Consider the following 14,162-nt stretch of genomic DNA (forward strand, 5'->3'; position numbering starts at 1 on the left):
TGCTCTTCTTATCCCAAATGAAACGGAGGTTCAGGGATGAGAAAAGATATACGCGAAGGAGTGATGATCTACGTGATCAACGAAATCAAACCGAACTATGCCGCATTAGCCAAACAATATGACTGTGATTATCGAACAGTCAAAAATGCATACGAAGAAGCTAAGGGTGAAACGTCCACACCTACCCCGCGCAAGAAACGTCCAAGCAAGTTGGATCCATATAAAGAAATTATCCAAGACAAAGTCAAGGGGCATTGTAGTGCCTACAGTATCTTCAAATTTATCGAACGCAAAGGATTTGACGGGAGCTACAGCCTAGTAAAAGCTTACTGTCGCGAGTTCAAACAAGAAAAAGTGCAAAAGGCCACCATTCGTGTCGAGCATAACCCGGGACTTTCCGCCCAGGTTGATTGGAAGGAAGATATGCGCTTAATCAGTAATCAAGGAGAAGTTTTTGAATTTAATATCTTCTTATACGTCCTTCCTTACTCGAAGAAAAAATTCATTACTTTAACCTTTGACCGTAAGCAAGATACCCTGTTTGAATGTCTGGATGATGCCTTCTATCACACCGGTGGTGTGCCAAAAGAAATCTGGTTCGACAATATGAAGACGGTGGTTGATCATTCTCGCAGTCAGTTTTCAAAAGCGCATTTCAACGAACGCTTTTATGCCTTCAGTAAAGACGCCAGCTTCACGCCAATTGCCTGTCGTCCCTTTCGACCACAAACAAAAGGATGTGTAGAAGCGTTAGCCAGAACTGTTGATCGACTGAAGGTCTATAACCATGAATTTTATGATACCGTAGAGCTATGTCATCTAGTGAATGACCTATGTTCTGAGTTAAATAGTGAAGTCTCCCAGGCAACGGACCAGACGCCAGATGAGCGTTGGTGGACAAACGAAAAAGAGCACCTACATGAATTACCGAAAAACCTTTTGAATCCTTATTTTGAGGACTTTACTAGCCGTAAAGTCACGAAGGAAGCCATGGTCGTTTTCCGTAAATGCAGGTACTCTGTAGATCCTCGCTATATCGGTAAAGAGGTTGAAATCGAGCTCTCCGACAAGGAAGACCAAGTACAAATTCATTATAACGGAGAACTGATCCGGTCGCATCCCTTAACGAAAAAACAATTGAACTATCATGAGGAGGACTATTTCCAAATCCTAAAGTCAGATGTCATGAGCCATAAAGAGGACGATGACATCAGAGCTTATACTCGCGAAAGTCTAAAACAATATGATTTGGTGGAGATTGCTGATGAAGAATAGCCATTATCAAGAACTGATGACCAACCTAGAAACGCTCGGTTTGAATCACATGCGGGAGTATGTTCCCAATTATATCGAGGTTGCCAATCGAGAGGAGCTTTCCTTGACGGAAGCTCTTCTGGAATTAACGCGAAAGGAAGTCAATCATCAACATAACCAGAAAATGAATCGCGTGATAGAGCGAGCGCGCTTTCCTAAACGGACCAGTCTAGAGGAATTTGATTTTACCTTCCAGCCAAGTATTAATAAACGTGAACTGCTGGATTTAAAGCACATGGGTTTCGTAGAAAAGCATGAGAACCTGGTCTTTATTGGGAGCCCAGGAGTTGGGAAAACGCATCTAACGATTGCCTTAGGAATTGAAGCCTGCCATCAAGGTTACCGGCCTTTATTCATCCTTTGTCATGAGCTTCTTTTACGCTTACGAGCTGCCTATGAGAAAGGCACGCTTGAGCGAGTACTAAACCGATATGCACGATATGATGTGTTGATTATTGATGAGATTGGATATCTACCGATACAAAAACAAGAAGCCGATTTGTTCTTCCAGCTTCTGGCCATGCGTTATGAACACCGCTCTACGATTATTACGACAAATATCGTCTTATCTCGATGGGGTGAATTTTTTCAAAGCCCAGAAATCGCGGCAGTGATCCTTGACCGACTGGTTCATCATGTCAAAGTGTTCAAGATTACCGGCAAGTCTTATCGTATGAGAAATAAAATCTAAACTGGCGATTGCCGACAATTCCTATTGCCGAAAACCTACATTTTTATTCTGCCCAAAACCTACATTTCTAATGTTGAGCGAGCACATAGGGGATATTATCAATATAGAAGAAAATCAAAATGAACGATAAATGAATCCAGTGGTGTCTTCAATCACTAACAATTAATTGAAGGTAGGAGACATACTGTCTTTTAGAATCACTAGTCTTTGTGTTTCGGATCAACTACTTTTCAATATGTGTCATTCTATCCTGTACTTATATATATTCTGAAAAAAATTTGGTAAAACTATTTTAGAAAGGAACGCTTTCGTTCTTTTATTGCTCATTGATAACCAAATAGCCCATTTTCTAAATTTTTTTCAGTGATTAAGTAGCAGGCAACTTTTGGCGCCAAGATCTCTTAGATTTGAAGGAGCGATAAACCAAAAGTTGCGACTAAAGCATGGAAACTTTAGGCAAAGAGATAATTGTTGAAGATAATGATACTCACGTAAGCGTCCCGCTGATGAACAGGGGGAGGAGGAGACTCCTGTGTACCTTTTCCAAGGTGGTTTAGAAAATGTTTAAAATAAAAAAAGGAACAGCATAAATGTTTTCGAAATGCTTTCGCACCAACATTTACCTGTTCCGTGGGTTTGGCACCCAATGGGCCATGAAGGACTCGAACCTTCGACACCTTGATTAAGAGTCAAGTGCTCTACCAACTAAGCTAATGGCCCAAAAATTATTACTTTGATATAGTATCACTATTTTAAAATGTTGGCAACAATAATCTATGGTTTTTTTAAGGAGGAAAAAAATGGAGCGAAACATTTATGATGTCATGTTTGAGAACTATAAAGATCTGGTTGGAATAAATGAGTTGAGAGAAATGTTAGGAGGGATAGGGAGAAATAAAGCATATGGGTTACTAAAATCGAACAAGATAAAACATGTCAAGATAGGCAGCAACTACAAGATTCCTAAAAAGTGTGTGATCGAATACTTACAAAATGCCCAAAATGTGGCAGATGAGCATACGCAGGCTATGGTATAATAAAGGTGTTAGAATTGCGTTTTCCATAGCTTGCTTTTTTCAGTTTTAGGAGGATTTGAATTGAAATTACGAGCGAATATTGTAGAAAAAAGAGGAACTCTCCAAGTTGTTGTTACAATAAAAGATGATTTTGGAAAAACTTCTCAACGATGGAGAGATACCAAACTAAAAAAGAAAGGAAATAAGAAAAGAGCTGAAAGAATAAAAGAACAATTTATATCTGAGATTGAGCAAGAAATTGCTATGAAACAAAAGGATTATCTTGTTTTAAAACAGGAAAGAACCGAAACTCCTTTTGTCGATTACCTATATAGTTATCTTGAAACTGCAAAACAACAACTGTCAAAAACGTCTTATTTTAGTTATAAACGTTATATCGATATTAGGATAAAAGATTATTTTGGACCAAGTGGAATTATGTTGTCTGACTTAAAACCGGTCCACTTGCAAAGGTTCTATCAAAAAATATTAGACGATGGGTGCACTGGAAATACGGCTCTACACTATCACGCCTTTATTAGAAAAGCTTTACAGGAAGCTTTTATGACAGAACAGATAAATAAAAATATTGCTGATCGTGTACGTAGACCAAAAAAGGACTCCTTCGTGCCAAACTTTTACACAAAGGATGATGTGCTAAAACTACTTAAACTATTCAAAGGTGAGAAGCTCTATCCAATAATTCTATTAACAGTATTTTATGGATTTAGAAGAAGTGAAGTTTTAGGGCTTAAATGGGATGCGATTGATTTTGTGAATAAGACAATTACCATTAAACACGTAGTTTTGGAAAATAAAGAAGACTTAACAACCGTTCTTAAAGAAGACAGAACTAAAAATGCTTCCAGCTATCGTTCTGTTCCTTTAATAGAAACAGTTGAAGAGGAGTTAGTGAAATTAGCGCGGTGGAAGGAAAAAAATAAAAAGATTTTCGGAACTGAATATAATTATGAAGAAGACGACTATCTCTTTACCATGGAAAATGGCAATATCATAAGACCAGATTTTGTTTCCAAACGATTTGCGAAGGTAATCAAGAGAAACAATATAAAAAGGATACGGTTCCACGATTTGAGACATACAACCGCTTCTATAATGATTGGAAATGGTGAGCACATGAAGAAGGTTCAGGAGTGGCTTGGTCATGCCTCTTATACGACAACTGCTAATCTTTACGCACACCTTGATCCAAGTTTTAAATATGCTTCTGCAGAAAATTTAGCAAATACATTTGGATTCAAAAAATAAATAACAAAAAAAGACTTGATCAAAATTAACTGGCAAGTCTTTAAACGATTACTATAAAAAAAGTCTGTCATTTTGTTGGCAAATTGTTGGCAATTAAAAGGCTTGAAGATTATCAACTAAGTAAACCTCAGTAAAACCTCTATAAATCAACGTTTATAAACACACCACTACATAAGAGGGTAGGTGATTAAGAGTCAGCTGCTCTACCAACTGAGCTAACGGCCCGTACCAAAAGTACTTCATTATCTTAGCACTCCATTGTTGAAAAATCAATCATTCTTTTGAAAAAAATATGCGCTTTTTTCAGTTGAGAAACTGGCGTTATCTTAATAAAACACCATTTGTTTCCCAAATTCAAATGATAGGAAATTCTTAAAAGATTGATCAGATTGCTTTAAAAACTCAGAAAACCGTGATAAAATGTATCTAGTTATCAAAACTAGATGATTAGTTTGTGATAATCTAACCTTCTGTTCGTCAAAATGGAGGATGACATGGAAAAATTACAAGCAGACATGAAAAATTGGGGCAATTCATTGCTGAAATTCCACCTGCCGAGATGGGAAGAATTGCCAACACTGGAACTGTATATGGATCAGGTGATCACATTGATCGATCAATATTTATCGCCGGTGATCCAAACGGAAAAGCATCCGCTATTGACCTCTTCCATGGTCAATAATTATGTCAAAAAAGGGATGATTCCAGCACCAGAGAAGAAACGTTACAATCAAAAGCATCTCGCATTTTTGATTGCGATCACGATGCTCAAGCAAGTGCTGACGATTCCTGAAATAAAGACGGGGATCCTTTTTCAAGGGAAAGTTGTCGGCATCAGAAATGCCTACAATGTATTTTGTGAAGAACAAGAAAAAGCGATCCACCTTGTCGGCAAAGAAGCGATGGGAGAACCCGAACAAATGACGTCGGAACCGATCCCGATTGAATTAGTAGCCATGAAAGGTGCGACGCGTTCCTTTGCCAACAAACTATTGGCAGAAAAAACGATTGAATTAGAAGTCATTTATTTAGACACACATAAAGGAGAAGCCCATGAATAAAGAGAAAATTGCCCTATTAGTTGATTCAGGTACCGATGTTCCCGCACAGATCATGGAGCAATACGGCATGTATATGCTGCCATTGCAAATTATCTACAAGGATCGGACCTATACCGATAAAGTTGATATTACTGCGGAAGAAATCTACGAGCGCTTGCCGCAAGAGATCCCTAGTACCTCGTTACCTGACGGTGCTGCGATCGGGGAAATCTTTGATCGGATCAAAGCCGATGGGTATGAGAAAGTCTTTGCCGTAACCATCTCCAGCGGATTGAGCGGAACGTTTAACGTCGTTCGCCTATTAGGTGAACAACGGACGGATCTTGAGGTTTTCGTGCTTGATACGAAAAATATCGGAATCGGTGCAGGGCTGCAAGCGATTCGTGCAGCAGAACTGTTAGAAAAAGGCGTGACTTGGGAAGAACTGCGGGCACAATTAACGAATGAAGTGCCGAAAAACAAAGTCTTTTTCAACGTAGCTACCTTAGAGTATTTACAAAAAGGCGGCCGCATCGGTCTGGTTGCATCCATCTTAGGCAATGCCTTGAAATTGAACCCAATTATTTCTTGTAATGAAGAAGGGATCTACTATACGGTCGCAAAATCTCGTGGACGGAAGAAAAGCTTGGACAAAACCGTTGACTTGATCAAGCAATTCATCGGTGATCATCGCCATGTGCGTTTAGCCGTGGCGCAAGGTGATGCACTGCAAGAAGCCAAAGAAATGAAAGCACGATTAGAAGCCGAATTTCCTAAGGTCAAAGAAATCTTATTTGGACAAATCTCTCCCGCATTAGTCGTCCACACGGGTCCTGGGTTGTTAGGGATCGGTATCCAGCTTTTAGAAGAGTAAAAAAGAAAGGCCCCGTGCCTTTCTTTTTTTGTGCTTTCCTTAAGAATAAGGCCGCGGTTTTTGGGAAAGATGAAAAGCCCGTTTAAATAATGTATAATAAGTAAGAAACCAAAAAAAATTGAGGTGACATTTTTGAAAAAGATCCTAGTCGTGGACGATGAGAAACCAATTTCTGATATCGTCAAATTTAATTTAACCAAAGAAGGATATGAAGTATATACCGCCTATGATGGAGAAGAGGCATTAGAAAAAGTAGCCGAGGTCGATCCTGATCTGATTTTGCTTGATTTGATGCTGCCAAAAATGGATGGGTTGGAAGTTGCACGGGAAGTGCGCAAAACCCATGACATGCCGATCATCATGGTCACAGCCAAAGATTCTGAAATCGATAAAGTACTAGGTCTTGAGCTTGGTGCGGACGATTATGTAACCAAACCATTTTCAAACCGGGAATTGGTGGCCCGTGTCAAAGCCAATCTGCGTCGCGGCTCGGCAGCTGCGAAGGAAGCAGACGATAACGCCAACAGCGAATTAACGATTGGTGATTTAACCATTCATCCTGATGCGTACATGGTCACTAAAAATGGTGCAGCCATCGAATTGACGCACCGAGAGTTTGAATTGATGCACTACTTGGCAAAACATCTTGGTCAAGTGATGACCCGGGAGCATTTATTGCAAACGGTTTGGGGCTATGACTACTTTGGTGATGTCCGGACCGTTGACGTGACGGTGCGTCGTTTACGTGAAAAAATCGAAGACAGCCCGAGCCATCCAAATTATTTGGTTACTCGTCGCGGAGTGGGCTATTACTTGCGGAACCCAGAACAGGAATAAGCTATGAAAAATAAAGTTCGCTTTTTTCAATCGGTGAACTTCAAAATCGCCCTGACTTTTATCTTGATCTTATTGATTGCGATCCAGATTATCGGGGCGTATTTTATTCGCGAATTGGAAAGAACAACGGTCGATGCCTTCAAACGCGACATGGAGGCACGTGCCAGCACGTTAGTGGTAACGTTAGGCTCTGAATTGAGTCGCATGGATAATGATGACGGTTTAGATTGGGATTCCATGAATGCTTCCTTGAATCGAATCTTAACGAGTACCAACTCATCGGAAATTTTGGAGATGCGGGTGGTGGATGAGCAAGGGATCATTCGTGCAACCACCAATATCAATGATCGTGGCTCGGTGGGAGAAAAAAATGATTACCGTGATTACGATACGAACCGCAGTGAAGTCCTCTATGATGAATCCAGCGGCCAGCGGGTGTTCAATATCGTGCAGTCGATCCAATCACCGACAGGGGATACCGTTTTAGGAACCCTTTATTTACGGAGCAATCTTGAGTCAAAATACAATGAAGTCAGTACGACAGCGGTCATTTTTGTGACAGCCTCGCTGATTGCGGCAGTGATTTCGATCATTGTGGCACTATTGGTCTCTCGTTCCATCACCCAACCGATCGGAGAGATGCGCGAACAAGCGATTCGCATCGCCAAAGGAGATTATAGCCGCAAGGTCGCTATTCATGGAAAAGATGAATTGGGGCAACTGGCGGAGACCTTTAATCAACTAGGGGAACGAATCGAAGAGACTCAAGAGGCGATGGAATCTGAGCGAAACCGCTTGGACAGCGTCTTGTCTCACATGACAGACGGCGTTGTTGCCACCGACCGACGAGGCAAAGTCATTACCATCAATGAGATGGCGATGTCCTTGTTGAATGTCAGCAACGAAGAAGCGATCGGGCAGTCGATTTTGACGTTATTGGAAATCGATGAAGAATACACGTTACGAAAGCTTTTGGAAAATCCTGAAGACATGCTGTTGGAGCGTCCTAGCAATGATTTGACGGGAACAAATATGATTTTGCGCATCGATTTCTCTATGATTCGTCGGGAGTCTGGCTTTATTTCTGGGTTAGTTGCGGTGATGCACGATGTTACAGAGCAAGAAAAAAATGAACAGGAACGGCGAGAGTTCGTTTCCAACGTTTCTCATGAGTTACGGACACCATTAACGAGTATGCGCAGCTACATCGAAGCGTTGAGTGAGGGTGCTTGGAAAGACCCGGAAATTGCGCCGAACTTTTTGAAAGTGACGTTGGATGAAACGGATCGAATGATTCGGATGATCAATGACTTGTTGAGTCTGTCGCGGATGGATAGCGGCAATTCGCAACTGCAGCTGGAATACATCAACTTCAATGAGATGGTCAATTTCGTGTTGGATCGTTTTGACATGATGGTGACGAATGAAAGCAAAAAATACTTGATTCGTCGGGAGTTCACTAAACGAGAATTGTGGGTGGAAGTCGACACCGATAAAATGATCCAAGTGATCGATAACATCATGAATAATGCCATCAAATATTCGCCAGATGGCGGGATCATTACGGTGAAATTGATGGAGACCCATAACAACATCGTACTTAGCATCAATGACCAAGGACTAGGTATTCCGAAAAAAGATCTCACGAAGATCTTTGATCGTTTTTACCGAGTCGACAAAGCTCGTGCCCGTCAGCAAGGAGGTACTGGCTTAGGATTGGCGATCTCACGAGAAGTCATCAAAGCTCATGGCGGTGCGATTTGGGCGGAAAGTCGAGAAAATCGCGGGTCAACATTTTACATCATGTTGCCGTATGAACCGTATGAGGAGGATTGGTGGGTATGAGAATCTCAGAAAAAATCATTCGTGTAGGCTTGATCGTAATGATCGCCTTGAGTTTTTATTTCTCCTATATGATTTGGCTGAATCCGACTGGGTTCAACAATGCCAGCACGGAAACAGATACCGGCGTCAATCCTTCGGTTCAAACCTACAAACAAAAAAGCGATTTGTTTTTGCCCCTGTATTTGACTTGGAATGACGAGGACGCGATCAAAGAAACCAACTCTGAAGCGGTGATTCGAGAGATCCAAGAGGTGATCAATGAGGCAACGATCAGTGATTTGACGCTGCGGACCTATGGCGAGGAACAAGCTTTTTCAAAAGCCCAAGAAGTCAATCAAGGGGTGTCCTTAAACTACTATACGACGTTTTACTTGAAAGATTATGAGAAAACCTTTGAAAAAGATCTGTCCTTAGAGGACGAAAGTGAAACAGAGGATTTTCCGTTTTCCCGCATCCAGTTTGACCTTGAAGAAAACACGATCCAATTTGTTGATTTTACCCATCAACGAGTGGTGCGAGGCAAAATCGACTGGGACAAAAGCCAAGTAAAACACTTACTAGCAGACAACCCTCGGGAATGGACGACAATGGTGGCAGATGAAGAACGATCCAGCAAGCAATATTATACGCAGGATTCGATCAAGCTGAAAAAATACAGCTACTATTCTTCGACCCAATCTCAGAGCTTGTTTCGAGAAGCCTTTTTCAGCAATCCTAAAAACGTCAAGATCAATGATGAAAGTGTCGATACCTACTATTATGAAGGTGGGCAAAACATGACGGTCTTGCAAGATCAGCAGCAAGTCAAGTTTGAAACCACCACAGATGGTTCCGATGAAACGGATCTGGCGATGTTGAGTGCAGATTATATTATTCGTTTAGGCAACAATTTTGGGACGATCCGCTATTTTGATCAACAAGACAAGCACTTGGATTATCGGGTTTTCGTTGAAGGCTATCCAGTCTTTAGTACTGGTGGTCAAGGGGTGATCAGTGTGGCTTTTTCAGAAAGTGGTCAGACCGGCAGTCGGGAAATGACGATTTCTGCCAGTTTGAACGCGATTCAAGTGCCGATTCCTTCTGAAACCGAGATTGAATTGCCCTCTAGTTTGTCGGTCAAAAATGAGCTGATTGCGGCAGGGGCTGATCCGGAATTATTGCAACAGATCATCGTTGGCTATCAATGGGGGGAGATCAAAGATGCACCACTCGTTGATTTGACGCCTGCTTGGTATGTCAATTATGACTCGTCTTGGATCAGTTATGATGCATTAATGACAAAATTAGCAGAAACGGAGGAGAATTAATTGGATTTTAAACGAATCGAATGGATTTTTTTCCTCGCTTTTCTTGGTCTGAACGTCTTTTTATTCAATGTTTACAGTGAGGCTCGCAGCGAGCATCAGATGGTTTCACAATCAAACCAAACGATTCCTATCGAACAACGCCTCGAGTCTGAGGACATTCGGTATTCTGGCGAATTATCAGATGAGGTCTTGAGTGGCTATTATTTGAGCGGTGAACAGACGGATTTTGATGTGGAGCTACGAAATCCGCAACTCAATACGCAGTTCAAAAGAGGGTCGACGGTCAAAGGGCAGCAGTTGATCCATGTCTCAACCAATGGCTTTTACATCAGTGATGATTCCCAAACGGAAGAAACCGTCAATGGTTTTTTGCAACGAAAAGATCAAGTCCTGTTTGGGGATGAATATGACTATTTGGAAAACCTCTCTGTCTTGAACGCCAATCATCCGACCGTGGTGGCGGTTCAATCCTATGAAGGCATTCCTTTCAATGACAGCTCAAGTCGAATCGATATCACCTTAGAACAAACGGATGATCTATTGCAGATTGCCCGTTACACGCAAACACATATATCCAATATTACGCCTCTAAGGGAAAAGATGACGGTCTATTCAGAAAAAGAAGCAGTAAATACGCTTTATCTAAACAACAAGCTGCCGAGTCACTCGAAAATTCTCTGGACGGAATTAGCCTATACGATGATTTTGAAGGTTAGGGAAAAAAATGTGTACATTCCTGCATGGTTTATTGCGTTCCAATTAGATGGCGATGACACCATCCAAATCGAAACGGTCAATGCCTTTAGCAATCGGATCATCACGAATAATGCCGTTCAAAAGGTAGAAAATCCATAAAAAAGCGGGTATAATGGAACTCGTTGAAACAACCAGAGAGGAAGTCACGTAAACCATGATGAAGGAAAATGCCTTTCAAGTAAGTATTCTAGCCAGCGGAAGCTCAGGAAATTCGCTCTATATCGAAAGCAATAAAAAGCGGATCTTAGTGGATGCCGGGTTGAGCGGCAAGAAGATCACTTCATTATTGGATGAAGTAGGGCGTAAACCAGAAGACTTGGATGCCATTCTTGTGACCCACGAACACCGGGATCATATCCACGGTGTCGGAGTACTGGCGCGAAAATACAAACTTGATGTCTATGCGAATACAAAAACATGGCAAGCGATGGATCCAATGATCGGTAACGTCGCTGTCGAACAAAAACATATCTTTGAAATGGGAAAAGTGCTGACCTTGGGTGACTTGGACATCGAAAGCTTTGGCGTCTCTCACGATGCTGCAGCGCCGCAATTTTATCGTTTCCATAAAGACGGCAAATCATTCGTGATGTTGACGGATACCGGTTATTGCAGCGATCATGTGCGAGGCATTATCAAAGGCGCCGATGCGTACCTTGTGGAAAGCAACCATGACCTAGAAATGCTGCGAATGGGCCCTTACCCATGGAGCCTCAAACAGCGAATTCTTGGAGATCGTGGTCACTTATCGAATGAAGATGGCGCTCTGGTCATGACGGATATCTTGACCGACAATACCAAACGGGTCTATCTTGGTCATTTAAGTAAAGAAAACAACTTGAAAGAGTTGGCGCACTTAACGATGGTCAACACCATGAAAGAACATGATCTAGGTGTTGGAGAAACATTTGAAGTCTATGATACCGATCCTGACAAAGCGACGGAATTATTTGCAATCTAATCGATCAAACAAAGGATAAAATTGTCGGGTGGAGGCAGCAGGTATGTTTGATGAAGAAAAAATCAAGCGTCTGAACGAGCTTGAAATGGCTGTTTATAAGTACATTGTCCAGCATTTTGAAGAGATCGATCAGTTGACGATCCGCGAATTGTCAGCTGCATGCCATGTCTCGACCTCGACGATTTTACGATGTATCACGAAATTAGGCTATCGCGGGTATTCAGAGTTAAAGTATGCGATCTGTCAAAAAAAGGAACAAGATGCACGAGCGTTTGATCTTTTCTATGATGCAACGATCCAAGTCAATACATTCTTAAAAAAAGTCAATAGTGAAGATTACCGTAAGTTTATCCAGCCAGCGGTAGAACTGATTCTTTCCGCACGCCATGTGGCGTTTTCAGGTATCGGCACAAGTGGCATTCTGGGCACCTATGGCAGCCGCTATTTTGCTAATTTAGGCATCAATGCCTATAGCATCGTCGATCCCTTTTTGCCAGTACCGCCTCGTGGGATGGAAAATACGTTAGCGATCATTTTATCAGTTTCGGGAGAAACCATTCAAATGATCAAGCAAACGGAGGACTTCAAACGGTATGGGGCAAAAGTACTCAGCATCACCAATGATGAAAAATCGACGATCGCCCAAATGGCAGATTACAATATTTCCTACTATATGCCCGTCGTCAGTGGGGGAAAAGAAGTCGATTTGAACCTGACGACGCAAGTCCCAGTGATTACACTGATCGAACTTTTAGCCCATCAAGTCTACAAGCAAATCTAAGTGATCGTAAAAAAACAGCTTCGGCTGTTTTTTTTGTTGGAACATGTTTCATAACTTGGAAAAGCTATAGGCAAGGGGAATATTATCCATTAAGATTTATTTGTAAGCGAATTCACTGGCCGGTGGATGGAATTTTATTTTAGGAGTGATGTGAGATGAACGAATGGATCAATGAGAAATTATTACCCCCAATATTAAAATTTGTCAATACGAAAGCAATCACTGCATTAAGAAACGGTATGCTCTATACGATGCCCTTTTCAATCGTAGGATCGATTTTCCTGCTATTAGCAAACTTTCCCGTCCAGTCGATTGCGGATTGGGTAACGAATAGCGGCTTAGGTGAATACTTCAACCAAGCCTATGGCGCCTCTTTTGCAATTATGGCCTTTTTCGCCGTAATGGGCATCGCCTATTCATATGTAAAAGCAGAAGGTTACGAAGGACTCCCTGCAGGAATGATTGGTTTAGTTATTTTCTTATTAACTATGGAGTCAAGTGTGACGGATGCTGAAGCAAAGGTGACCATCGCAAATGTCATTGATAAGACGTGGACCGGTGGACAAGGAATGATCAGTGCCATCTTAGTGGGACTTTTTGTGGGTTGGGGCTATACGTGGTTCTTGAAACGCGACATCCGAATCAAACTGCCAGAGCAAGTACCCACCAATGTCGCAAACTCATTTACAGCATTGATTCCAGCCGCTGTTTTGACGACCATCGCATTAGGCATTTATATTTTCTTTGATAAAGTTTTTCAAACAACCGTGGTCGAATGGATCTACACCGTGATTCAAAGTCCAATGCAAGGGGTGACGGATTCCCTTGGTGGTGCAATGATGCTAGGCTTCTTAGTGCCATTCTTGTGGTTCTTTGGGGTTCATGGTTCGACGATCGTGGGCGGGATCATGGGACCAATTTTACAAGCCAATTCACTAGCCAATACGGCTATTCTTGAATCTGGTAAAGCATTGACATTAGAAAATGGCGGATACATCGTGACCCAGCAGTTTTTGGATCAATTTATGACGGTAACTGGCGCAGGAATGACGATTGGGATCGTGCTATACATGGTGGCTTTTGCCCGTTCGGCGCAGTTCAAACAATTAGGACGTCTTTCCTTGATTCCGGCATTCTTTAATATCAATGAACCAATTATTTTTGCGACACCGATCGTCATGAACCCAATCATGGTATTACCATTTATTTTGACACCGATGGTTTCAGGCGTGATCACGTATTTTGCACTTTATACCGGTATCGTACCGCTATTTACTGCTGTGCAAGTTCCATGGACGATCCCGCCGATCATTTCAGGTTTTCTAGTAGGTGGCATTCGGACCGCTATCTTACAATTTGTTGTTTTAGCAATCGGCTTCTTTATTTACTATCCTTTCATTCGTAAGGTCGATAGTTTGAACTATAAACAAGAAACAGAGATCGTTTAATACCAAGGAAGCAGGTTGAATAG

Annotated in this window: 13 protein-coding genes and 1 tRNA gene; 13 read left to right on the plus strand and 1 reads right to left on the minus strand. The window is 41.7% G+C overall.

The window, feature by feature from the left end; genetic code table 11:
* Positions 1-36 precede the first annotated feature (36 nt).
* Together istA and istB are read left to right on the plus strand one after the other, a co-directional pair.
* Complete coding sequence (istA, locus tag CO692_RS11925) at positions 37-1,275, plus strand: IS21 family transposase (protein ID WP_096742316.1); 1,239 nt, start codon at positions 37-39, stop codon at positions 1,273-1,275.
* Complete coding sequence (gene istB, locus CO692_RS11930; RefSeq protein ID WP_096742317.1) at positions 1,265-2,005, plus strand: IS21-like element helper ATPase IstB; 741 nt, start codon at positions 1,265-1,267, stop codon at positions 2,003-2,005. Before istA ends, istB begins: the two co-directional genes overlap by 11 nt.
* A gap of 647 nt (positions 2,006-2,652) precedes the next feature.
* On the opposite strand, the gene CO692_RS11935 is transcribed toward istB, so the two are convergent.
* Positions 2,653-2,725: transfer RNA gene (locus CO692_RS11935), tRNA-Lys, on the minus strand.
* An 80-nt stretch (positions 2,726-2,805) separates the two neighbouring features.
* Here CO692_RS11935 and CO692_RS11940 point away from each other — a divergent pair.
* The 11 genes from CO692_RS11940 to CO692_RS11990 all read left to right on the plus strand — a co-directional run bounded on the left by CO692_RS11940 (position 2,806) and on the right by CO692_RS11990 (position 14,139).
* Positions 2,806-3,042, plus strand: a complete 237-nt coding sequence (locus tag CO692_RS11940) for a helix-turn-helix domain-containing protein (protein WP_096742318.1) — start codon at positions 2,806-2,808, stop codon at positions 3,040-3,042.
* Between the two features lie 60 nt (positions 3,043-3,102).
* Positions 3,103-4,290, plus strand: a complete 1,188-nt coding sequence (locus CO692_RS11945) for a tyrosine-type recombinase/integrase (protein WP_226818133.1) — start codon at positions 3,103-3,105, stop codon at positions 4,288-4,290.
* A gap of 494 nt (positions 4,291-4,784) precedes the next feature.
* A complete protein-coding gene (locus tag CO692_RS11950; RefSeq protein WP_034858210.1) occupies positions 4,785-5,351 on the plus strand; it encodes a DUF1836 domain-containing protein in 567 nt (188 codons plus the stop codon).
* Positions 5,344-6,204: a DegV family protein gene (locus CO692_RS11955; protein WP_005225280.1), complete on the plus strand. Its 861-nt coding sequence runs from the start codon at positions 5,344-5,346 to the stop codon at positions 6,202-6,204. The genes CO692_RS11950 and CO692_RS11955 overlap by 8 nt, the downstream gene beginning before the upstream one ends.
* A gap of 132 nt (positions 6,205-6,336) precedes the next feature.
* Positions 6,337-7,041 (plus strand): response regulator YycF, encoded by a 705-nt coding sequence (gene yycF / locus CO692_RS11960; RefSeq protein ID WP_010747607.1) that lies wholly within the window; start codon positions 6,337-6,339, stop codon positions 7,039-7,041.
* 3 nt (positions 7,042-7,044) lie between these two features.
* Complete coding sequence (gene walK / locus CO692_RS11965) at positions 7,045-8,886, plus strand: cell wall metabolism sensor histidine kinase WalK (RefSeq protein WP_005225283.1); 1,842 nt, start codon at positions 7,045-7,047, stop codon at positions 8,884-8,886.
* Positions 8,883-10,193: a YycH family regulatory protein gene (locus CO692_RS11970; protein ID WP_096742320.1), complete on the plus strand. Its 1,311-nt coding sequence runs from the start codon at positions 8,883-8,885 to the stop codon at positions 10,191-10,193. The genes walK and CO692_RS11970 overlap by 4 nt, the downstream gene beginning before the upstream one ends.
* Positions 10,194-11,048, plus strand: a complete 855-nt coding sequence (locus CO692_RS11975) for a two-component system regulatory protein YycI (RefSeq protein WP_005225285.1) — start codon at positions 10,194-10,196, stop codon at positions 11,046-11,048.
* 55 nt (positions 11,049-11,103) lie between these two features.
* A complete protein-coding gene (locus tag CO692_RS11980) occupies positions 11,104-11,910 on the plus strand; it encodes an MBL fold metallo-hydrolase (RefSeq protein ID WP_005231151.1) in 807 nt (268 codons plus the stop codon).
* 43 nt (positions 11,911-11,953) lie between these two features.
* Complete coding sequence (locus CO692_RS11985; RefSeq protein ID WP_096742321.1) at positions 11,954-12,691, plus strand: MurR/RpiR family transcriptional regulator; 738 nt, start codon at positions 11,954-11,956, stop codon at positions 12,689-12,691.
* Between the two features lie 155 nt (positions 12,692-12,846).
* Positions 12,847-14,139 carry a PTS sugar transporter subunit IIC gene (locus CO692_RS11990; protein ID WP_096742322.1) on the plus strand — a complete coding sequence of 431 codons (1,293 nt, stop codon included), beginning with the start codon at positions 12,847-12,849 and terminating at the stop codon, positions 14,137-14,139.
* The last annotated feature ends 23 nt before the right edge of the window (positions 14,140-14,162 follow it).

The sequence above is a fragment of the Enterococcus sp. FDAARGOS_375 genome, from assembly GCF_002393265.1.
GTDB lineage: Bacteria > Bacillota > Bacilli > Lactobacillales > Enterococcaceae > Enterococcus_D > Enterococcus_D innesii.

Bases quoted from the DNA above. Each gene is read 5' to 3' on its own strand.
- CO692_RS11990 (WP_096742322.1), top strand. From the start codon at position 12,847: ATGAACGAATGGATCAATGAGAAATTATTACCCCCAATATTAAAATTT.
- walK (WP_005225283.1), top strand. From the start codon at position 7,045: ATGAAAAATAAAGTTCGCTTTTTTCAATCGGTGAACTTCAAAATCGCC.
- CO692_RS11980 (WP_005231151.1), top strand. From the start codon at position 11,104: ATGATGAAGGAAAATGCCTTTCAAGTAAGTATTCTAGCCAGCGGAAGC.
- CO692_RS11955 (WP_005225280.1), top strand. From the start codon at position 5,344: ATGAATAAAGAGAAAATTGCCCTATTAGTTGATTCAGGTACCGATGTT.
- CO692_RS11950 (WP_034858210.1), top strand. From the start codon at position 4,785: ATGGAAAAATTACAAGCAGACATGAAAAATTGGGGCAATTCATTGCTG.
- CO692_RS11985 (WP_096742321.1), top strand. From the start codon at position 11,954: ATGTTTGATGAAGAAAAAATCAAGCGTCTGAACGAGCTTGAAATGGCT.
- CO692_RS11940 (WP_096742318.1), top strand. From the start codon at position 2,806: ATGGAGCGAAACATTTATGATGTCATGTTTGAGAACTATAAAGATCTG.
- CO692_RS11970 (WP_096742320.1), top strand. From the start codon at position 8,883: ATGAGAATCTCAGAAAAAATCATTCGTGTAGGCTTGATCGTAATGATC.
- istB (WP_096742317.1), top strand. From the start codon at position 1,265: ATGAAGAATAGCCATTATCAAGAACTGATGACCAACCTAGAAACGCTC.
- istA (WP_096742316.1), top strand. From the start codon at position 37: ATGAGAAAAGATATACGCGAAGGAGTGATGATCTACGTGATCAACGAA.